The following is a 19,826-nucleotide window of genomic DNA, read 5'->3' as shown; positions in this document are numbered from 1 at the left end:
ACTTTAATAATAGTTTATATTTTTATATTACATTATAACATGAAGTTACTTATTAAAAATCTTAAGGGCATTTTGTAAGTCCTCTTGTGTATCAATACCAAATGATTTTGACTCTACTTCTACCATCGCTATTTTATGACCATTATCTATTGCTCTTAATTGCTCTAATTTTTCTACATTTTCTAAAATAGATGAGTTTAGGCTACAAAATAAATTTAATGATTTTTTTGTAAAACCATAAATTCCTAAATGTCCAAAATATTGAGAGTTTTCATAGTGGTCTCTATGATATGGAACTTTTGCCCTTGAAAAATAAATAGCATTTTTATTTTCATCTAAAACAACTTTTACATGGTTTGGATCATCAGCTAATTCAGAAGATATTTTTTTGTAACATGATGTTATCATAATATCTTCATCATTTTCTTTTACTTTTTTAACTCTATTTATAACAGCTTTAATAACATCTTCTTCTATAAATGGTTCATCAGCTTGTACATTTACAATAATTTCATCTTCATCTAAATTTAACTTATTTACCGCTTCATTTATTCTATCTGTACCACTTTGATGTTCACTTGATGTCATAACTGCATCAAAACCATGTTCTTTTGCTAAATCAATAACTTCTTGTGAATCTGTAGCAATTACTACTTTATCTAAAGAACTAACTTGTTTAGCAGTTCTTATAACCATAGGTAAACCTAATATATCAACTAATATTTTATTTTCAAATCTACTTGAATTAAGTCTTGCTGGTATTATTATCATTAATTAAATCCTCTTCTATAGGTATTGAAATCTTTATAATTGTATTTTGATTTTCACTTGTGGCTGTAATTATACCATCTAAATGTAAGTTTACAATCATTTTACAAATATATAATCCTAATCCGACACCATTCTTTTCAGCCTTTGTTGAAAAATATGGTTCAAAAATTTTATTTAAAATTGAATCATCTATTCCACCTGCATTATCACAAATATTAAAATATAACTTTCCACTTTCAAAACTTTGGGTTATATCAATTTTTCTATTAGTGATATTATTTTTATCAAAATTTTCTATAGAGTTATTTAAAATATTTGAAAATAGTGTTTTTAAATCTTCTTCATATGATAAAAAAGACAAATCATCATTTATTTGAATGTTTAAAGCAAAAGAAAAATCATCTATCTTATTTTTAAATGATTCTTTTAGCTTGTCAAAAAAGTTTCGAATATTTATTTCACTTTTTTTATTACTTGGTTTTAAAAATTCTGAAAAATTTTCTATTGTATTTGATAGATTATTTGCTTCTTCTTTTATATTATCTAATACATTTAAAGTCTCATCTATAGATGGTTCATTTCCCATTGAGTATTCAAGTTCTAGTTTTTGGGCTTGAATAGAAATAAAGTTTAAAGGTTGTCTCCATTCATGGGATAACCTTTGTAAAGTTTCATTCATAATTGAAAGTTTTGATTGTTCTTGAAGAAGTTTATTTTTGATATCAATTTCTTTTTTTGAGTTTTCAACCTGTTTACTTAAAATTGAAGTTTCATCTTTAGATGTAACATCCTTTGTGATATCAAATAAGAGATATGTATAAGCTGTAATATCTCCATATTTATTGAAAATAGCTTTTGCCTTCATATTTAACCAAATAGCTTCATTTAGACTATTTTTAGCTTTTATCTTTCCACTATATTCTTGAAAAGTAAGTAATGACTTATTAATATTTTTAAAAACAATTGGATCTATATCTTCATGAATTATCTTACTGTAATGCTCTCCAATTAGTGAATCTTTATCAAAAGAAAAAAACTCTAAAAAAGCTTTACTTATTTTTGTTATATGTCCATGAAGATCTGTATGCATTGAAACTACAAAATCATCAATAATTTGTTCATCAGATATATTACTTGTAATATCTTTTGCATTTATAACAAAAAGATTTTTATTAAGCATTGAAGAAATAGTTACTTTTAAAAATATTTTTTGATTATCTTTTCTTAGGCAAGCAATATCAATCTCTGCTTTATATTTATTCTCTTCAAAATCTTTTTTTAAAAGTTTAAAAAAAGGTTTTTTATACTCTTCTTCCATCAAGTCAAGGAAAGGTTTATTTTTTAGTTCATTCTTTTTAAACCCTAGCATAGGAACAAAAGCATTATTTAAATATACAAGATTAGTATCATAATCTATGATTCCAATACCATCCCAAGAGTTATTTATTATTTCTTGTAACTCATGATTATTTCTTTGTAATTTTTCTATTTCATTCATTGTTAGTAAATAAACCTTATTTTCAGTTCTTTTTATTATAATATAATATCTTTAAACAAGAGTACATTATTTAAAAAATATAATTTTGAGAGAAATAATTTATGAAAAAAACAATTACAGTTATTGATACCTTTGGTTTTTTATTTAGAGCTTATTACGCATTACCCCCTTTAAAATCAAAAAGTGGTTTTCCAACAGGACTTTTAACAGGATTTATGAACTTTATTTCAAATATAGGTAGAGATTTTCAAACAGATTATCTAGTATTTGCACTTGATTCTAAGGGTGATACTTTTAGAAAAGAAATTTATAATGAATATAAATCTCATAGACCTGATGTTCCAGAAGATTTATTAAAACAATTACCTGTTGCAATTGATTGGATTGAAAAAATGGGATTTCAAATAGCAATGGAAGATGGATATGAAGCCGATGATGTTATAGCCTCAATTGCAAAGGATGCAAAAGAGAAAAACCTTGCTGTTAGAGTTGTTTCTCATGATAAGGATTTATATCAATTAATAGATGATAATGTTTATTTATTTGACCCAATTAAAAAATCAGTAGTAGATGAACAAAAATGTTATGATAAATATGGTGTAACACCAGCACAATTTACAGATTATCAGTCTCTTTTAGGGGATAGTGCTGATAATGTTCCTGGAGTAAAAGGAGTAGGGGCTAAAACAGCAGAAGCATTAATTAAACAGTTTGATAATTTAGATAATATCTATGCAAATATAGAAAATATAGAAAAAACAAGATGGAAAAACTTACTTACAGAAGGTAAAGATTTAGCTTATGTTTCTAAGAAACTTGTAACACTTTATACCGAGTGTCATGCTATTGAAGATATTGAAAAATATGTTTTACCCCAAGAAAACCCTGTTTTAAAAATAGCAGATACTTTAATGGAATATGATTTAAATAGAATTATTTCAAAAGTTGAAAAAGATGGACTAAGTTATAAAACATCAATTCCAAAAGGTTATGAAGAAAAGCCTGTTGAAGTAAAAAAAGAACTAAAAACAGAGTATATTTTATTGGATGATGAAAAAAAGCTTTTAGAAGTTGTTTCGTCAATTCCTGAAATTGCTATTGTTGCTTTTGATACGGAAACAACAGACTTAGATGTAAGAAATGCCTCTTTAGTAGGTTTCTCTTTCTCTTATGAAGAGGGAATAGGTTATTATGTACCAATTGGACATTATTATTTAGGCGTATCAAATCAAATATCAAAAGAAGTTGCAAAACAGGCAATAGAAATCTTAAATAAAAGAAAACTTGTATTACAAAACTTTAAATATGATTTTGCAATTATTAAGAATCAATTAGGAATAGAATTAAATCTTTTTGCTGATACCATGATTTTAGCTTGGTTATTAGATACAAGCTCAAAAATTGGACTTGATGCTTTAGCTTTAAAATATTATGACCATGAGATGATTAGTTTTAAAGACGTAGTAAAAAAAGGTGAAAATTTTTCAAATGTAGATATTAATGAAGCTTGTAAATATGCTGCTGAAGATGCTGTATTTACGAGAAATATTTATTTTAAACTTACTGATGAATTAAAAGAAAAAGATTCTGAGCATCTTATTAACTTAGCACATGAAGTTGAGTTTGAATTTATATATATACTTGCAAATATGGAAGATAATGGAATAAAGCTTGATATTAAAAAACTAGAAGAGTTAAAAGAAAAAAACAATAAACATATTCAAGAACTTAAAATAGATATTTATGAAAAGTCTGGAGTTGAGTTCAATATCAACTCTCCAAAACAACTTGGAGAAGTATTGTTTGATACTTTAAAACTTCCTCCTTCTAAAAAAACAAAAAGTGGATATAGTACAAATGAGTTTGTATTACAAAAACTATATGATGAACATGAAGTAATTCCTTTAATTTTAGAGTATAGAGAAGCTTTTAAATTACAATCTACATATATAGAACCACTTTTAGAATTGGCTTTAAAAGATAATGAAAATAGAATTTATACATCATTTTTACAAACAGGAACGGCTACTGGAAGATTAAGTTCTAAAAATCCAAACCTACAAAATATACCAGTTAGAACACCAGCTGGGTCTTTGATTAGAAGTGTATTTATTCCAAAAGATGGATTTAAATTAGTTGGTATTGATTATTCTCAAATTGAGTTAAGACTACTTGCTCATTTTAGTGAAGATAAGGCTTTAGTTGATGCTTTCAATAATAATTTAGATATTCATCATCAAACAGCGGTGAAAATTTTTGGGGAAAAAGAAGCAAAAGAAAAAAGATCAATTGCAAAATCAATTAATTTTGGACTACTTTATGGAATGGGAAGTAGAAAACTTGCTGATACATTAGGAATATCAACAAAAGAAGCTAAGCAATATATAGAGTCATATTTTAAAGCTTTTGTTAGTGTAAAAGATTACTTTAAATCTGTTGAAGACGCTGCTTTAGAAAATGGTTATGTAGAGACTTTATTAAAAAGAAGAAGACTTTTTGACTTTGATTCTGCAAATGCGATGATGAAAGCTGCATACTTAAGAGAATCTGTAAATACATTATTTCAAGGTAGTGCAGCAGATTTAATAAAGCTTTCAATGATTAAAATTTTTAATGAATTTAAAGATAATGAAGATATAAGAATGTTACTTCAAATTCATGATGAACTTATATTTGAGATAAAAGAGTCTGAAGTTGATAAAATAACTAATAAATTAGTAGAAATAATGGAAAATATTTATTCTTTAAAGATACCTCTAAAAGTGTCAAAGTCAGTTGGTAATACATGGCAAGAGCTGAAATAGTATTTAAATAGTGTATTATAAATTTATTTTTTAATAATTTTTCTTTGACAATTTGAATTATTTTAGATAAAATGCTAAAAATTATTAAGTAAAGAGTGATATTATGCTTAAAACTTTAAAGAATATAAGAAAATTATACAATGCAAAATTACTTGTAATAAGTAATGATAGTGAAGTACAAAATAGTATTGAAATTGAGTTTGACGAATACTTTAGGGAATTAGTATTAGTTAAAAGTTCTACTGAAGCAATTGAATTATTAAAAAATCAAAACTTCGATATGGCAATTATTGATACAAATGTTGTTTCAAAAGATTTTGATGAAGCATGTTCAGGTATAACAAAAGTTGCTCCGACTTTGCCAAAAATAGTTATTTCTGATAGAGGAAGTAATGAAGATATTGTAGTTGCAATTAACAATAGTGCATATACTTTCTTGACAAAGCCTTTAAGACCAGAAGATATTAAGTTATCTGTTATTATGTGTTTAAATCAAACAAAAAGAGGTGATAAAGTAGAGTTCAACAATGGAATCTACTTTGATGAGTATAGAGATCAATTTTTTAAATCTGGTGGAAGCTTAGTTGATTTTACAAGATTAGAAAAAGGTTTTATGAAGCTTCTTATCTCTAAAAGAGGTGAAGTTGTTGATTATGATACGATTAAAGATGTTGTTTGGAAGGGTAAAAATATGTCTATTTATACAATGAGAAATATTGTTAATAAAATTAGACAAAAAACTTATTATGAAATTATAAGAAACCATTCTAATAAAGGTTATACCTTAGAATTTAAAGAATAATATTTTTTATGAAGTAAAATATGGAAGAAAAAATATTATCAAAAAGTGAATTAATTCAATTATTTCAAGACGAAGTTATTATTGATACAAATAAGGCTTGGTTGATGAACGGTAAAGAAGTTGAAATAATTGCTTTACATGATGTTGAACCAAAATATTTACAAGATGTAACTAATGCAAAACTTTATAAAATAATACCGAAAGAAGAGGGGAGAAGATATTAATGTCACATTGTCCATACTGTGGTAAAAAAATTGCTATGAGTAAAGCTTTTTGTTCAAGAAGCTGTAAAGAGAACTATTTTCAATTAATTGCAATACAGGTACCAAAACCATTTTTAAAAAGAATTTTTGTTTTTTGTACTCCTGAACAAAGAGAAGTAGAAATTGAAAACTTTGGAAATAGACATGGCTGGAGAATTGATCTATTGCAAAAGAAAATTGAAGAACTGGCAATAGAATATGGATACATCGAGTCAAATTAGTCAGTTTTCTGACACAATTTTAAATCAATCAACACTATTATATTTAGAACCAGATGAACAAATAAGAAAAGATACTTTATCAGTCTTTGAAAAAATTTTTAAAAAAATTTTAGTTGGAAGTGACGGTAAAGAAGGTTTAGAGCTTTTCCAAGATCATAAATCAGAAATTGATCTAATTTTAACTGATATTGAAATGCCTAACCTTGATGGAATTGACTTTCTTTCAAAAGTTAGAGAAGAAAATACTGATATACCAGTTCTTATTGTTACTATCTTCAACGATATTAATCAATTAATCAATACAATTAAATTAAAAATAACGGATTATATTGTAAAACCCATTCAACTTAATACAACTCTTAAAATTATGCATAAAATATTAGAAGACTTAGCAAATAAAAAAGTTGTAGAAAAACAAAGAAATGAACTTGTAATATATAAAGATATATTAGACAAAGAGAACCTTGTAAGTGAAACAGACTTAAATGGAGTTATAACATATGCAAATGATATTTTTTGTGAAGTTTCTGGTTATTCAAAAGAAGAGCTTATTGGAAAACCTCATAATATAGTAAGACATCCAGATGTTTCAAAAGCAGTTTATAGAAATCTTTGGGAAACTATTCAAAATAAACAAACTTGGAAAGGTAAGCTAAAAAACAAAGCAAAAGATGGCAGTACATATTATGTACAAGCTACTATTTTCCCTATTTTAGATAATGAAGGAAATATTGAAAAATACGTAGGAAGTAGATTTTTAATAACTGAGCAAGAAGAAGAAAAGCATAAATTAAAAAAATATATTATGCATCAGAAGTCTCAAAAAGTAAAACATGAAAAACAGCTACAAGAAGAATTTCATGATGCTGTACATGCAGCAAAGATGGAAACTGATGAAAAGATGGCTAAATTTATTCAAGGACTTAATGACCAAATAAAAACTCTTAGGGAAAAACATAATGATGATAAAGGAAGAATCTTATCATTAGAAAGAAAATATAAAGAGTCTAATGATAAGCTTGATAATATGCAAAAAGCCTATCAAGAAAAAGTAGAGAAGCTTCATAAAACTGCTGTTATTTCTTTAGAAAAATATAATAGTTTTAAAAAGAAAAATGCTTTAATCACTGAAAAAATAGAAAAGTCACAAGAAGCAATTAAAACTTTACAAGGTTATATAGATGAATATAGAAAGAAAATTGCTGATTTAGAGGATTTGATTGAAGCTTATGAAAAACAGTATGGAAAGATTACCGTTAGGTAGTCTTTCTTTTTTTATCTATTACAAGTAGTACACTTAAACTAAATATTGCAAATATTCCTGAAATTAACATTCCCATTGTAAGCCAGTCACTATAGATAAATCCCAGTTGAACATCAGGTTGTCTAAATAATTCTGCAATAATTCTTGCAATAGAGTATAAAACTCCATACATAATTGCTAATTGTCCATCAAAGCTCTTTTTATTTCTAAAATAGTAAAGAATAGTAAATATTAATAAGCCTTCTAAAACTGCTTCATAAAGCTGTGAAGGATGTCTTAATATTCCATTTACATAAATTCCCCAAGAAACATCTGTAGTTCTTCCTACTAACTCTTGATTAAAGAAGTTACCAATTCTACCAAATACATATCCTGCACTAATACCAAGTACAGCAATATCAGCTAAAAACCAAAAAGATACTTTATGTTTTCTACAAAATAGTAAGGAAGCAATTAAAAAGCCTATAAAAGCTCCATGATAACTCATTCCAGAGATTCCTGTAAACTCACCATTTATAAAAGGATTAAATATTTGCCAAGGATGAGTTAGGTAATACATTGTATTAGGGTCATAAAAAATTATATAACCAAGTCTTGCTCCTAAAATAACACCTATTTCAACCCACCAGATATAAGAATCAAATAGGTCAGAAGAAATAGGTAAATTATCTTTTTTTATTAGCCACTTTGCTACAAAAATTGCAGAAAGTAGGGCAAGGGCATACATGATTCCATACCAATGAACATTAATAGAACCTATACTTATTGCTATAGGATCAAAATGAGAATATATATTTCGCCAAAATTCCATTAGTCAATAGCTTCTGCAATTAATTCAATAGGATTTTTAAACTCAACATCTACATCAGCTTGGTGTAAAGAGTTTGTAATTTGCATTCTACATGCAGAACATTCAGCACTAACAATTTGAGCTTTTGTATCTTTTATCATTGCTGCTTTTGGAAGTCCTGCTGCTTTTGCAAAATCATATTTTTCTGTTTGCATAGTAACACCACCAAAGCCACAACATCTGTTTGAATCACTCATCTCTTGTAAATTATAGTTTTGTTTTAAAAGATTTCTTGGCTCTTGCCATACGTTTTGCATTTTCTTTGCATGACATGGATCATGATAAGTAACTAGCTCATTCATCTTTTTATTTGATTTCGCAAGAATATCTTTTAATTCTGTATTGTTTTCAAGCCATTTTGTAGCCATATAAACTTTTTTAGAAATTTTAGCTGCTCTTTCTTTCCACTCAGGTTGGTCATGTAAATAGTGTTCCCAGTCTTGGTTTATCATAGCACTACAAGTAGCTTCAGGAATAATGATAGCATCTACATCATCAATCCAAGACTCAAAGTATTCAATATTATGTTTTACTAAGAAATCAACTGTATCAAATGCTCCTGTAAAGTATGCAGGTGCACCACAACATAATTGTTTTTTAGGAATAAAAATATCAAGTTCAAGTTTTTTAAGAATTTTTACTAATGAATCACCTGTTTTGGTGTAAGTATAATTACTCATACAACCAATAAATATAGCAACTTTATTTTTCTTAGAATCAACAATATCTTTTTTATTTGATGAAATATTCTCAGGATATTTATTTAAAAAAGATTTTGAATCAGCATAAGGTAAAGCTCTATCTTTTTTTACAATTGGTAAAGAAAATCTAGGTAGTGCAGACTCTTTTTTTTCATTTATTTTTAATGCACATGTTTGAAACATCCATCCTAGTTTTGATAAAAAATCCATAGTTTTTCTGTGTCTTAAAAGGAAGAAGAATAATCTTTTATACCAAGCTATACCATATTTTTTTGCAATATCACTTCTTACTTGCTCAATAATCATATCTGTTGGTAAGTCATTAGGACATACTTCAACACAGTTAGTACATAAAAAACATGACTCAAAAATGTCTTTTGCATTTTTATCAAGTTCTAACTCATCTCTTTCATATGCACCTAATAAGTCAATAAAACCTCTAGGTGATGTTGCTTCATCTTGATTTATATTAAAAATTGTACATACAGGTTTACATTTACCACATTTAACACAATCGTCTGAAATAGCAGTGTAATTAAATTTTTCTAACTTAGCCATTATATTGTTTTACTAAACCTTCTTTTGTTTTCAGGAATCTTATTTAAATATGCATCAAATGGCATACAAATATTTCTAATTAGCATTGTTCCTGTTTGTGATACTTGGATTTTATCTTCTGTAATTTCTACAAGTTGGGCTTGCTCAAACTCACCTAAAGCTTCTATCGCATCATCAAAGTATTCATTAAAATCTATATTAAAGTTTTCTTCTACTCTTTTTATATTTAAAGAGAAGTTACTCATAAGCTCCATTATTACATATTGTCTTAAGATATCATCACCACTTAACTTATAACCTTTAAAAATAGGTAAGTCACCGTTATCAATAGCAGTTTCATACTGTTTTAAGTCTTTAAAATTTTGTGCATAATAGTCAACACCATTTCCTATAGAAGTAACTCCAATTCCTATTAAATCAGCACCACCTTTGGTAGTATAACCTTGGAAATTTCTATGAAGTTCACCTTTTTCAATAGCTTTAAATAGTTCATCTTCAGGTTTTGCAAAGTGATCCATTCCAACCATTTTATAACCATTTGTTGTAAAAAACTCAATAGTGTCTTTTAAAATCTCTAATTTTTCTGATGGTGGAGCAAAAGTTGATTCATCAAACTTTCTCATTGTTTTCATAAGCCATGGAACATGAGCGTAGTTAAATACAGCTAATCTATCAGGATTTAATTGTATAACCTTTTCAATAGTTTCATGGAATGTTTTTTTGTTTTGATGAGGAAGTCCATAAATTAAATCAATATTAATAGATTTAATTCCAGCTTCTCTTGCAATATTCATTACATTTTGAGTTGTTTCATATGGTTGAATTCTATGAATAGTTTTTTGTACTTTCTCATTTAAGTCTTGTACACCAAATGAAAGTCTATTAAAACCACCAGCTTTAAGTACATCCATATGCTCTTTTGTAAAATATCTAGGATCAACTTCACAAGAAATTTCAGCATCTGCACTAAAATTAGGGAAAACCTCTTTTATCATAGAAATAACTTCTTCTAATTGAGAAGGTGAGAAGAATGTTGGAGTTCCTCCACCAAAGTGCATTTGAGACACTTCTCTAGAAGTATTTAGATATTGTTTTAAAATATTTAGCTCTTTTTGTAAATATTCTAAATATCTAACTTTTTTATCCTCTTTTGATGTAAAAATTACATTACAACCACAAAAATAACAGGCAGATCTACAAAATGGTAAATGTAAATATAAAGATAGATTTCTTTTACTATCTTGATTTTTGAAGTAGTTTTTTAAATCTTCTTGCGTAAAACTTTCTGAAAACTCTGGAGCCGTTGGATATGAAGTATATCTAGGTCCAGGTCTCGAATATTTTTCAAATTTTTTAAAATCAATCATTATTGTTCTTTTTTTCTTAAGTTATGAAGCCAAACCATTACACCTTTTTGTGCATGTAATCTATTTTCTGCTTCTTCAAAAACTAAACTATCTTGACCTTCAATAACATCATCACTTACTTCATAACCTCTATAAGCAGGTAAACAGTGTAAGAATTTCGCATTTTTGCTACCTAGTTTCATCATAGCATCATCTACAATATATCCATCAAAATCTTTTAGTCTTTGTTCTTTCTCTTCTTCTTGTCCCATAGAAACCCAAGTATCAGTTGTGATAACTGTTGCATCTTTACAAGCTTCTTTAGGGTCATTTCCAATAGAGATTTTTGCTCCTGATTCTTTTGCAAACTCTAAAGCATCATTTAAAATGTTTTCATCTACTTCATAACCTTTTGGCGTAGCAATTCTAAGTTCAAACCCAAGTTTTGAAGCTAACATTAACCAAGAGTGAGCAAGATTATTTCCATCTCCAATATAAGCAACAACTAAATCTTTATCTAATTTTGCTTCTTGGATAGTCATATAATCAGCCATAAGTTGTACTGGGTGATACTCAGTTGTAAGTCCATTTATAACAGGAACTTTAGAATATTTAGCAAACTCTTCAATTTTTGATTGTGCAAAAGTTCTAATCATAACCATATCAACCATACTAGAAACTACTCTAGAAGTGTCACTCATAGGCTCACCTCTTCCTAGTTGAATGTCATTTGATGATAAAAATAAACCTACACCACCTAGTTGATAAATACCAACTTCGAAACTAACTCTTGTTCTAGTACTTGATTTTTCAAAAATCATTCCTAGAGTATTTTTTGGCATATAGTCTTTAAATACACCTTTTTTAGTCTCTTTTTTTATTTTATGTGCTAATTCTAATATTTCTAAAATTTCTTCTTTTGAATAATCTTTTAATGTTAAAAAATGTCTCATCGGGTACCCCTTTGTAATAAAAGCACAAATTATATATTAAGTGCCTTTACTTTAACTTATATCGTTTTACTTTTTCTTTGGCATTTGCTCTAAATATTTTTTATATTTAATATCTTCAAGCTTTTCAATTTTTGCATTAACCTCATCAAGCATCTCTTTTTTATATTCTGATACTTTCTTTCTAACTTCTTTAGATTTTATACCAATCATTTGTGCAGCTAAAATACCTGCATTTTTAGCTCCATTAACTGCAACTGTTGCAACAGGAACTCCTCCTGGCATTTGAACAATTGATAAAAGTGAGTCCATTCCTTCTAAATTAGATCCCTTAACAGGAACTCCAATAACAGGAAGTGCAGTCATAGATGCAACCATACCTGGTAAATGTGCAGCTCCACCAGCTCCTGCAATAATAACTCTTAGTCCTTTTTTTTCTGCTTTAGTTGCATATTTAACTAATCTTTCTGGTGTTCTATGTGCTGAAACAATTGTTACTTCATAATCTATTCCAAACTTCTCACACATATCAGCTGCTGCACTCATAACTGGTAAATCAGAGTCAGACCCCATAATAATTCCTACAAGTGGTTTATTTTCTACTTGGCTCATACTTTTTTGCTCCCTTTAATTTTTAAAATCTCTTTTGCTTTATTTGCTTTCTTTAGTGCTATATTAATATCATCATCTAATACTGTAATATGTCCCATTTTTCTAAATGGTTTTGTAAAAGATTTTCCATAAAAGTGAAAAGATAATTCAGGAATCTCTAATGCATCATGAATTCCTTCAATAAAAGGTTCACCTTCATATCCTTGTTCTCCAAGTAAGTTAACCATCACTGCAGGAGAAATTAATTTAGTAGAACCTAATGGTAAGTTTGTAACAGCACGAATAATTTGTTCAAATTGAGATGTCGCACATGCTTCTACTGTATAGTGACCTGAGTTATGTGGTCTAGGAGCAATTTCATTTACTTGAATCTCTCCAGATTTTGTTAAAAATAATTCTACCCCAAAAATACCAACACCATCTAAAGCTTCAATTGATTTTTTACAAATTTCTAAAGATTTTTCTTCAATCTCTTTAGAAATTCTTGCAGGAGCCATTACAGAGTCACAGATATTGACTCTTTCATCAAAAAGCATCTCAACTACAGGATAACATTTCATTTGACCTTCTATGTTTCTAGCAACAATAACTGCAAGCTCTTTATCAATGTCAACCATCTCTTCAATAAAAGATTCTCCTTTAAGTGCTTTAGTTTCAACATCTTCTAAAGATTTTAATACTTGAACACCTTGTCCATCATATCCACCAAGTTTAGCTTTTTGTACAACTGGAAAACCAAATGCACTTAAATCTTCTTTTGATTTTACATCTTTGTATGCTGGCACTGGAATACCTTTTTCATCTAAAAGTTTTTTTTGTTCATATTTATTTTGAATTAATTCCATTACGTATGGAGAAGGATGAATATTATGACCACCATCATATAACTTTTTTAAAATAGCAGTATCTACATGTTCTAATTCAAAAGTTGTAACATCATTTTCTTGAACTAATTGTTCTAGTTTTTCTTTATCATAGAATCCACCCATGATATGCTTGTCTGAAACTTGTGCCGCAGGACAGTTAAATGTTGGGTCTAGTATAGTTACATGAAATCCCATCTTTTTAGCTTTTTGAGACATAATCTTACCTAACTGTCCACCACCAATAATTCCAAGCTTTAAACTAGAATAGTTAAAGTTTTTATCCATCAATCTTTTCTCCAATAGTTTTTTGTGTAGTTGTATTAAACACTTTTTATAACTTTTTTGTTTTCTTAAAAGGTAGATATTATATCTAATAATTGCTTTTTATAAAATGAAAAAGATTTTACTTGACTATTTATTTATAAAACTCGATTATATAGTCTAAGTAGTGACTTTTTTGTGACTTTTTTAATTATTATTTTTTAAGTACGAAAGCTTTAATATTGCTATCGTGAAAGGTAAAAAAATGGTAAATAAAATATTAAAAAGAGATGGAACATATGAAGATTTTCATTCTTATAAAATTAAAGATGCAATAAAAAAAGCTTTTAAAAGTGCACATACAACTTTTGACTCATCGGTTTATTTTAATGTATTAGCAATTATTGAGCAAAAAAGAGTAGTTGCAGTTGAAGATATCCAAGATATTATTGAAAATGAACTATTCAAAGCAAGATATTTCGATGTAATGAAATCATTTATGTTATATAGACATCTGCATAAGTTACAAAGAGAACAAGTTTTAGGTTTAGAAGAAGATACTACATATATAAACTCTACTCAAACTATTGAAGAATACATAAATGGAAGTGATTGGAGAATTAAAGCAAACTCAAATACTGGTTATTCTCATGCAGGTCTTATAAACAATACAGCAGGAAAGGTTATAGCAAACTACTGGTTAGATAAAGTATATTCAAAAGAAGAAGGTTATGCCCATAGAAATGCTGATTATCACATTCATGATTTAGATTGTTTAAGTGGTTATTGTGCAGGTTGGAGTCTAAGGGTATTACTTGATGAAGGCTTTAATGGAGTAAGAGGAAGAGTAGAAAGTACAGCTCCAAATCATTTTAGAGAAGCCTTAGGTCAAATGGCAAACTTTTTAGGTATTTTACAAAGTGAATGGGCAGGAGCACAAGCTTTTTCTTCTTTTGATACTTATTTAGCACCTTATGTTTTCAAAGATAAATTATCATTTAAGGAAGTAAAGAAAAATATTAGAAGTTTTATTTATAACTTAAATGTTCCAGCACGATGGGGACAAAGTCCTTTTACAAATATAACTATTGATTGGACAGTACCAGAGGATTTAAAAGATCAAATACCAACTAAAAAACAACATCATCTTTTTGAAGGTATAGAAGATGAAGAGTTACTTCAAAGAGCAAAAAATAAAGGCTTTGAGTCTTTAACTGATATGACATATAAAGCTTTTCAAAAGCAGATGGATATGATAAATAAAGCTTATTATGAAGTTATGACAGAAGGTGACAAAACAGGACAACCTTTTACTTTCCCAATTCCTACAGTAAATATCACAGAAGATTTTGATTGGCATGGAGAAAATACTGACCTTTTATTTGAAAATACAGCGAAAATAGGAAGTTCATACTTTCAAAACTTTATAGGAAGTCAATATACTAAAGATGAAGTAGGAAATTTAATACCAAATGATAAGGCATATAAACCAGGTCACGTTAGGTCTATGTGTTGTAGATTACAATTAGACTTAAGAGAGCTTTTAAAAAGAGGTGGTGGTCTTTTTGGAAGTGCTGAAATGACAGGAAGTATAGGTGTAGTAACCATAAATATGGCAAGGTTAGGGTATTTATATCAAGGAAACAAAGAAAAGCTTTTTGAAAAACTTGAAGAGTTAATGGATTTAGCAAAATCAACTTTAGAAAAAAAGAGAGTTTTTGTAAATGAAATGTATGAAAGAGGACTATTCCCATATACAAAAAGATATCTTCCAAACTTCAATAATCACTTTTCTACTATTGGAGTAAATGGTATAAATGAGATGATATTAAACTTTTCTCAAGAGGAGTTTGATATTTCAAAGGAAGATGGAATTATTTTTGCCCATGAGATTTTAGATTTTATGAGAGATAAGATGGTTCAGTATCAAGAAGAGACAGGAAATTTATATAATCTTGAAGCAACACCAGCAGAAGGAACTACCTATAGGTTTGCAAAAGAAGACAAAAAAAGATACAAAAATATTTTACAAGCAGGATTCGATAAAAATATTTATTATACTAACTCTTCTCAACTTCCTGTTGATTATACAGAAGATGTTTTTGAAGCTTTAGATTTACAAGATGATTTACAAGGAAAATATACAGGTGGAACAGTTTTACACTTATATATGAAAGAAAAACTTTCAAGTAGTGAAGCTTGCAGAAAGTTAGTTCAAAATGTTATATCAAATTATACTTTGCCATATATTACTATTACTCCTGTTTTTTCAATTTGTCCTAAACATGGATATATAAATGGAGAGTATGAATATTGTCCAAAATGTGACCAAGAAATCTTAGAAGAGGAGTTAAAAAATGCAAAGCTTAGAGCTTAAAAAACTACAAGAAAAACGTACAAAATGTATAGTATATACCAGAGTTATGGGTTATCATAGACCAGTTGAAAGTTTCAATATTGGTAAAAAAGGTGAGCATAAACAAAGGGTTAAGTTTCTTGAAAAAGATCATTTATAATATTACACCTTTTACTACAATTGACTATAAGGACCATCTTTCGTGTATTGTTTGGTTTATTCATTGTAATATGCAATGTCAGTATTGTTATAACTGCAATATAGTAAGTGCAAAAAATGGACAATATATGTTAGAAGACTTATACAGTTTTTTGAAAAAAAGAGTAGGGCTTCTTGATGCTGTAGTGTTAAGTGGAGGAGAAGCTACTATTCATAATTTACTGCCTATTTGCAAAGAAATAAAAGAGTTTGGTTTTAAAATAAAACTAGATACAAATGGTACAAATCCAAAACTTTTAGAAATACTTTTAAAAAGAAATTTGTTAGATTTTGTCTCTTTAGATTTTAAAAGTACAAAAGAAAAATTTAAATATATTACGAAAAGTTCTTTATATGATAGATTTCTTTCTTCATTAAAATTTCTTGTAAATTCTTCAATTGATTATGAAGTAAGAACAACTTTACATAGAGATTTATTAGACGAAAAAGATATAAATGAGATGCAAAAGGTATTAAGTGAAAATGGTTACATAAAGACTTTTTATATACAAAATTTTTTAGAAGAAGAAAATTTTACAAACTTAAAACAAAGTAGTACAAGTTTTGATTGTTTTAAACTTGATAAAATTTTAGATATCAGTTTTAGAAATTAAATATCCTTGTCCTGATATATTTAAAATAAGCTCTTTTTTTGTCTTTTGTCTTAATCTTTTAATAAAAGTTCTTATTCTTTCATCAGAAACCTCATCTTCTTCCCAAAGTACTTTTCTCATCATATCAGTTGATACAAACTCTTTAGAGTTTTTTATAAGTAAAGTTATAAACTCTTTTTCTCTTTTAGTTAATTTAATTAAAGTATCATTTTCAAATAAGTTTTTACTGTTTACATCAAAAGAGAAATATTTATTTAAACAAATAACTCTTTGTTTATTTATCTTTTTAGCCATTAATATTAAGTATTCCAGTAATTCTTCTGGATCAAAAGGTTTAATAAAATATTTATTAATCCCTACATCTATTGCTTTTAAAAGCTTTTCCTTTTCAGAAAAAGCACTTAATACAATTATAGGGATATCTTCATTTATTTGTTTAATCTCTTTAGTCATATCCAAACCATCTAGATTTGGCATCATAATATCAGTAATAACAATATCAGGACTTAGCTTTTTAAACTTTTCTAATCCTTCTACGCCATCTTTTGCTACAGTATATGAATAAAAATATTCAGAGATAGCACTTTTTAATAGTTTTGAGATATTTTCTTCATCTTCTACACATAAAATTTTCAAATCTTTTAATATATTTTCTTGCACTTATTTCTCCAGGGGAAGTTTTATAGTTATATTTATTCCATCAAAACAATTTTCTAAGCTCATTTTACCATTTAGACTCTTTTCTATAATCATTTTTGACATAAAAAGTCCTAATCCTGTTCCATTAGATTGGTGTTTTGTTGTGAAATATGGTTCAAACACCTTATCTAATGTTTTTTCCTCTATTCCACCTGCATTATCTTTAAATTCAATAATTGCACAATCTTTATCTATAAAACTTTTAATAGATATCTTTTTCTTCTTTTCTTTGTCTTTAAAAGCATCTGTAGAGTTTTGTAAAAGATTAATGATGATTTGAGAAAATTCATTAGAGACTCCAAAAATATCTATTTTTTCTAAGTTTGTATTAATCTCTATATTATTTTTTTCTAACATTTTTTTTGTTATTGCTAAGGCTTCTTCAATGGAAGATTTTAAACAAAACTCTTCTTTCTCTTTATTTGGGTTAAAAAAGTTTGAAAAATCTTCAATAGTTTTTGACATATTATTTATTATCTCTAAGGACTCTTTATAATATTTATCTATTTCCTTTGAACTTTGTTTTTTAACAGCTTTTTTTACATTAAATAGTGTTAATGTAAGCTCTGTTAGAGGTTGTCTCCATTGGTGAGCAATATTAGCAAGCATTTGCCCTAAACTTGCCATTCTAGATTGCCAAAAAAGAAGTTTTTGTTTCTCTTCATTTTTTTCAATCTCTTTTGCAACTCTATGCTCTAAGGTCTGGTTTAATTCTAAAAGTTTTGCTGTTTGTTTTTTAACTTTTTCTTCCAAAGTTTTATTTAGAAGATTTAATTCTTTATCTTTTTGTTCTAAATCTTTTTTTAGTTCTACTTCTTGTGTAACATCATATCTAATAGCTATAAACTCTTTGATATTTTCATTTTCATCTAAAATAGGTGTAATTGTAGTATTAAGATAAACAGTTGAACCATCTTTGCAAAGATTTTTAACTGTAGTTTTATAAGGTTTCTTTGAAAGAATTGTATTCCATAAAAGAGTGAAGTTTTCTTTTGGAACCTCAGGGTGTCTTACTATATTATGATTACTTCCAAGAAGCTCTTCTTTTGTAAAGCCAGAGATTTTACAAAACTCCTCGTTTACAAAAGTTATTATTCCATTTATATCTGTTCTAGATACAATATTTGAGTTTTCAATTGCTTCTTGGTAAGTTTGACTCATAGTATTATTTTTTATTTAAAAGTTCACAAGCCTCTTTTGCATGATAAGTAATAATTAAATCAGCTCCAGCTCTTTTGAAGCTAGTCAGTGTTTCAAGCATTACTCTTTCATAATCAACTAATCCAGCAGCACCTGCATGTTTAAGCATAGCATACTCACCACTTACATTATATGCACAAATTGGAAGATTTGAGTTATTTCTAATATCTCTAATTACATCCATAAAAGAAAGTGCTGGTTTAACCATAAGAATATCAGCACCTTGTTTTTCATCCTCTAAAGACTCTTCAATTGCTTCAAGTCTATTTGCTGGATTCATTTGATAAGTTCTTCTATCTCCAAATGAAGGAGTTGATTCAGCGACATCTCTAAATGGTCCATAATAAGCACTTGCAAACTTAGTTGAATAAGCCATTATTGGAAGATCTTTGTATCCATTTTCATCAAGTGCTGTTCTTAAACATTCAATAATTCCATCCATCATACCTGAAGGAGCAATCATATCTGCTCCTGCTTTTGCATGAACTATTGCTTGTTGTGCAGAGATTTCTAGTGTTTTGTCATTATCAACAGTTTGAGTTACTGGGTCTAAGATTCCACAATGTCCATGATCTGTGTATTCACAGAAACAAAGATCAGTAACAATAAACATATCAGGAAATTTAGATTTAATAGCTTTAATTGTTCTTGCAATTATACTTTCATCACATAAACACTCACTACCAACAGAATCTTTTACATCAGGAATTGCAAATAAAATAATTGAATTTAATCCAATAGTTCTAATATATTCACACTCTTTTAGAATTTCATCGATACTCATTTGGAATACACCAGGCATAGAAGAAACTTCATTTTTTATATTCTCACCTTCTCTTACAAATAGTGGATATATAAAATCATTTGATGAAAGAGTAGTTTCTTGAACTAGATTTCTTAGAGTTTCATTAATTCTTAATCTTCTAAATCTTTTAAACATAATATTTACCTTTATTAGCTATAATCTCGCTATTTTAACAGTTTAAGGTTTA

Annotated in this window: 19 protein-coding genes; 8 read left to right on the top strand and 11 right to left on the bottom strand. The window is 27.7% G+C overall.

The window, feature by feature from the left end; genetic code table 11:
• Positions 1 to 45 precede the first annotated feature (45 nt).
• A complete protein-coding gene (gene kdsB, locus CRV01_RS13125; protein WP_129008805.1) occupies positions 46 to 771 on the bottom strand; it encodes a 3-deoxy-manno-octulosonate cytidylyltransferase in 726 nt (241 codons plus the stop codon).
• On the bottom strand, positions 746 to 2,269 hold the full coding sequence (locus tag CRV01_RS13120; protein WP_129008803.1) for a PAS domain-containing sensor histidine kinase: 1,524 nt from the start codon (positions 2,267 to 2,269) through the stop codon (positions 746 to 748). Before CRV01_RS13120 ends, kdsB begins: the two co-directional genes overlap by 26 nt.
• A gap of 101 nt (positions 2,270 to 2,370) precedes the next feature.
• On the opposite strand from CRV01_RS13120, the gene polA reads away from it, so the two are divergent.
• From polA to CRV01_RS13095, 5 genes are all read left to right on the top strand, one after another.
• Positions 2,371 to 5,073 carry a DNA polymerase I gene (gene polA, locus CRV01_RS13115; protein WP_129008801.1) on the top strand — a complete coding sequence of 901 codons (2,703 nt, stop codon included), beginning with the start codon at positions 2,371 to 2,373 and terminating at the stop codon, positions 5,071 to 5,073.
• Between the two features lie 103 nt (positions 5,074 to 5,176).
• The gene (locus CRV01_RS13110) at positions 5,177 to 5,875 is read left to right on the top strand and encodes a response regulator transcription factor (RefSeq protein WP_129008799.1); all 699 of its coding nucleotides are present in this window, start codon (positions 5,177 to 5,179) and stop codon (positions 5,873 to 5,875) included.
• A gap of 20 nt (positions 5,876 to 5,895) precedes the next feature.
• Complete coding sequence (locus CRV01_RS13105; protein WP_129008797.1) at positions 5,896 to 6,099, top strand: hypothetical protein; 204 nt, start codon at positions 5,896 to 5,898, stop codon at positions 6,097 to 6,099.
• On the top strand, positions 6,099 to 6,359 hold the full coding sequence (locus tag CRV01_RS13100) for a DUF2116 family Zn-ribbon domain-containing protein (RefSeq protein ID WP_114839111.1): 261 nt from the start codon (positions 6,099 to 6,101) through the stop codon (positions 6,357 to 6,359). Before CRV01_RS13105 ends, CRV01_RS13100 begins: the two co-directional genes overlap by 1 nt.
• Entirely contained in the window at positions 6,337 to 7,623 is a 1,287-nt protein-coding gene (locus CRV01_RS13095) for a response regulator (protein ID WP_129008795.1), read from the top strand. Before CRV01_RS13100 ends, CRV01_RS13095 begins: the two co-directional genes overlap by 23 nt.
• Here CRV01_RS13095 and lgt read toward each other — a convergent pair.
• From lgt to CRV01_RS13065, 6 genes are all read right to left on the bottom strand, one after another.
• Positions 7,616 to 8,434 carry a prolipoprotein diacylglyceryl transferase gene (gene lgt, locus CRV01_RS13090; protein ID WP_129008793.1) on the bottom strand — a complete coding sequence of 273 codons (819 nt, stop codon included), beginning with the start codon at positions 8,432 to 8,434 and terminating at the stop codon, positions 7,616 to 7,618. The two genes, CRV01_RS13095 and lgt, sit on opposite strands and share 8 nt — an antisense overlap.
• Entirely contained in the window at positions 8,434 to 9,732 is a 1,299-nt protein-coding gene (locus CRV01_RS13085; RefSeq protein ID WP_129008791.1) for a (Fe-S)-binding protein, read from the bottom strand. The genes lgt and CRV01_RS13085 overlap by 1 nt, the downstream gene beginning before the upstream one ends.
• Positions 9,732 to 11,099 carry an oxygen-independent coproporphyrinogen III oxidase gene (gene hemN, locus CRV01_RS13080; protein WP_129008789.1) on the bottom strand — a complete coding sequence of 456 codons (1,368 nt, stop codon included), beginning with the start codon at positions 11,097 to 11,099 and terminating at the stop codon, positions 9,732 to 9,734. The genes CRV01_RS13085 and hemN overlap by 1 nt, the downstream gene beginning before the upstream one ends.
• Positions 11,099 to 12,031 (bottom strand): ornithine carbamoyltransferase, encoded by a 933-nt coding sequence (gene argF / locus CRV01_RS13075; protein ID WP_129008787.1) that lies wholly within the window; start codon positions 12,029 to 12,031, stop codon positions 11,099 to 11,101. Before argF ends, hemN begins: the two co-directional genes overlap by 1 nt.
• A 66-nt stretch (positions 12,032 to 12,097) precedes the next feature.
• The gene (gene purE, locus CRV01_RS13070; RefSeq protein WP_129008785.1) at positions 12,098 to 12,640 is read right to left on the bottom strand and encodes a 5-(carboxyamino)imidazole ribonucleotide mutase; all 543 of its coding nucleotides are present in this window, start codon (positions 12,638 to 12,640) and stop codon (positions 12,098 to 12,100) included.
• Positions 12,637 to 13,791, bottom strand: a complete 1,155-nt coding sequence (locus CRV01_RS13065) for a 5-(carboxyamino)imidazole ribonucleotide synthase (RefSeq protein ID WP_129008782.1) — start codon at positions 13,789 to 13,791, stop codon at positions 12,637 to 12,639. The genes purE and CRV01_RS13065 overlap by 4 nt, the downstream gene beginning before the upstream one ends.
• 241 nt (positions 13,792 to 14,032) lie before the next feature.
• On the opposite strand from CRV01_RS13065, the gene CRV01_RS13060 reads away from it, so the two are divergent.
• Genes CRV01_RS13060 through CRV01_RS13050 form a run of 3 tightly spaced genes read left to right on the top strand, consistent with a single transcriptional unit; the run spans position 14,033 to position 16,935 of the window.
• Entirely contained in the window at positions 14,033 to 16,144 is a 2,112-nt protein-coding gene (locus tag CRV01_RS13060) for a ribonucleoside triphosphate reductase (protein WP_129008780.1), read from the top strand.
• On the top strand, positions 16,125 to 16,283 hold the full coding sequence (gene nrdD, locus CRV01_RS13055; protein ID WP_129008778.1) for an anaerobic ribonucleoside-triphosphate reductase: 159 nt from the start codon (positions 16,125 to 16,127) through the stop codon (positions 16,281 to 16,283). Before CRV01_RS13060 ends, nrdD begins: the two co-directional genes overlap by 20 nt.
• Positions 16,237 to 16,935 (top strand): anaerobic ribonucleoside-triphosphate reductase activating protein, encoded by a 699-nt coding sequence (locus tag CRV01_RS13050; protein ID WP_129008776.1) that lies wholly within the window; start codon positions 16,237 to 16,239, stop codon positions 16,933 to 16,935. The genes nrdD and CRV01_RS13050 overlap by 47 nt, the downstream gene beginning before the upstream one ends.
• Here the strand turns inward: CRV01_RS13050 and CRV01_RS13045 are convergent.
• Genes CRV01_RS13045 through hemB form a run of 3 tightly spaced genes read right to left on the bottom strand, consistent with a single transcriptional unit; the run spans position 16,912 to position 19,774 of the window.
• Positions 16,912 to 17,595 carry a response regulator transcription factor gene (locus tag CRV01_RS13045; RefSeq protein WP_258238422.1) on the bottom strand — a complete coding sequence of 228 codons (684 nt, stop codon included), beginning with the start codon at positions 17,593 to 17,595 and terminating at the stop codon, positions 16,912 to 16,914. The genes CRV01_RS13050 and CRV01_RS13045 overlap by 24 nt on opposite strands.
• On the bottom strand, positions 17,596 to 18,795 hold the full coding sequence (locus CRV01_RS13040) for a PAS domain-containing sensor histidine kinase (protein WP_129008774.1): 1,200 nt from the start codon (positions 18,793 to 18,795) through the stop codon (positions 17,596 to 17,598).
• A 4-nt stretch (positions 18,796 to 18,799) separates the two neighbouring features.
• The gene (gene hemB, locus CRV01_RS13035) at positions 18,800 to 19,774 is read right to left on the bottom strand and encodes a porphobilinogen synthase (protein ID WP_129008772.1); all 975 of its coding nucleotides are present in this window, start codon (positions 19,772 to 19,774) and stop codon (positions 18,800 to 18,802) included.
• Positions 19,775 to 19,826: the final 52 nt, after the last annotated feature.

Source organism: Arcobacter sp. CECT 8983 (assembly GCF_004118855.1).
Taxonomy (GTDB): domain Bacteria; phylum Campylobacterota; class Campylobacteria; order Campylobacterales; family Arcobacteraceae; genus Halarcobacter.
Note: the sequence above shows the minus strand (reverse complement) of the source record. Positions and strands in the feature narration are given on the sequence as shown.

Excerpts from the sequence above, each read along its gene's own strand:
- kdsB (WP_129008805.1), bottom strand. The coding sequence starts at position 771 with ATGATAATAATACCAGCAAGACTTAATTCAAGTAGATTTGAAAATAAA.
- CRV01_RS13120 (WP_129008803.1), bottom strand. The coding sequence starts at position 2,269 with ATGAATGAAATAGAAAAATTACAAAGAAATAATCATGAGTTACAAGAA.
- polA (WP_129008801.1), top strand. The coding sequence starts at position 2,371 with ATGAAAAAAACAATTACAGTTATTGATACCTTTGGTTTTTTATTTAGA.
- CRV01_RS13110 (WP_129008799.1), top strand. The coding sequence starts at position 5,177 with ATGCTTAAAACTTTAAAGAATATAAGAAAATTATACAATGCAAAATTA.
- CRV01_RS13105 (WP_129008797.1), top strand. The coding sequence starts at position 5,896 with ATGGAAGAAAAAATATTATCAAAAAGTGAATTAATTCAATTATTTCAA.
- CRV01_RS13100 (WP_114839111.1), top strand. The coding sequence starts at position 6,099 with ATGTCACATTGTCCATACTGTGGTAAAAAAATTGCTATGAGTAAAGCT.
- CRV01_RS13095 (WP_129008795.1), top strand. The coding sequence starts at position 6,337 with ATGGATACATCGAGTCAAATTAGTCAGTTTTCTGACACAATTTTAAAT.
- lgt (WP_129008793.1), bottom strand. The coding sequence starts at position 8,434 with ATGGAATTTTGGCGAAATATATATTCTCATTTTGATCCTATAGCAATA.
- CRV01_RS13085 (WP_129008791.1), bottom strand. The coding sequence starts at position 9,732 with ATGGCTAAGTTAGAAAAATTTAATTACACTGCTATTTCAGACGATTGT.
- hemN (WP_129008789.1), bottom strand. The coding sequence starts at position 11,099 with ATGATTGATTTTAAAAAATTTGAAAAATATTCGAGACCTGGACCTAGA.
- argF (WP_129008787.1), bottom strand. The coding sequence starts at position 12,031 with ATGAGACATTTTTTAACATTAAAAGATTATTCAAAAGAAGAAATTTTA.
- purE (WP_129008785.1), bottom strand. The coding sequence starts at position 12,640 with ATGAGCCAAGTAGAAAATAAACCACTTGTAGGAATTATTATGGGGTCT.
- CRV01_RS13065 (WP_129008782.1), bottom strand. The coding sequence starts at position 13,791 with ATGGATAAAAACTTTAACTATTCTAGTTTAAAGCTTGGAATTATTGGT.
- CRV01_RS13060 (WP_129008780.1), top strand. The coding sequence starts at position 14,033 with ATGGTAAATAAAATATTAAAAAGAGATGGAACATATGAAGATTTTCAT.
- nrdD (WP_129008778.1), top strand. The coding sequence starts at position 16,125 with ATGCAAAGCTTAGAGCTTAAAAAACTACAAGAAAAACGTACAAAATGT.
- CRV01_RS13040 (WP_129008774.1), bottom strand. The coding sequence starts at position 18,795 with ATGAGTCAAACTTACCAAGAAGCAATTGAAAACTCAAATATTGTATCT.
- hemB (WP_129008772.1), bottom strand. The coding sequence starts at position 19,774 with ATGTTTAAAAGATTTAGAAGATTAAGAATTAATGAAACTCTAAGAAAT.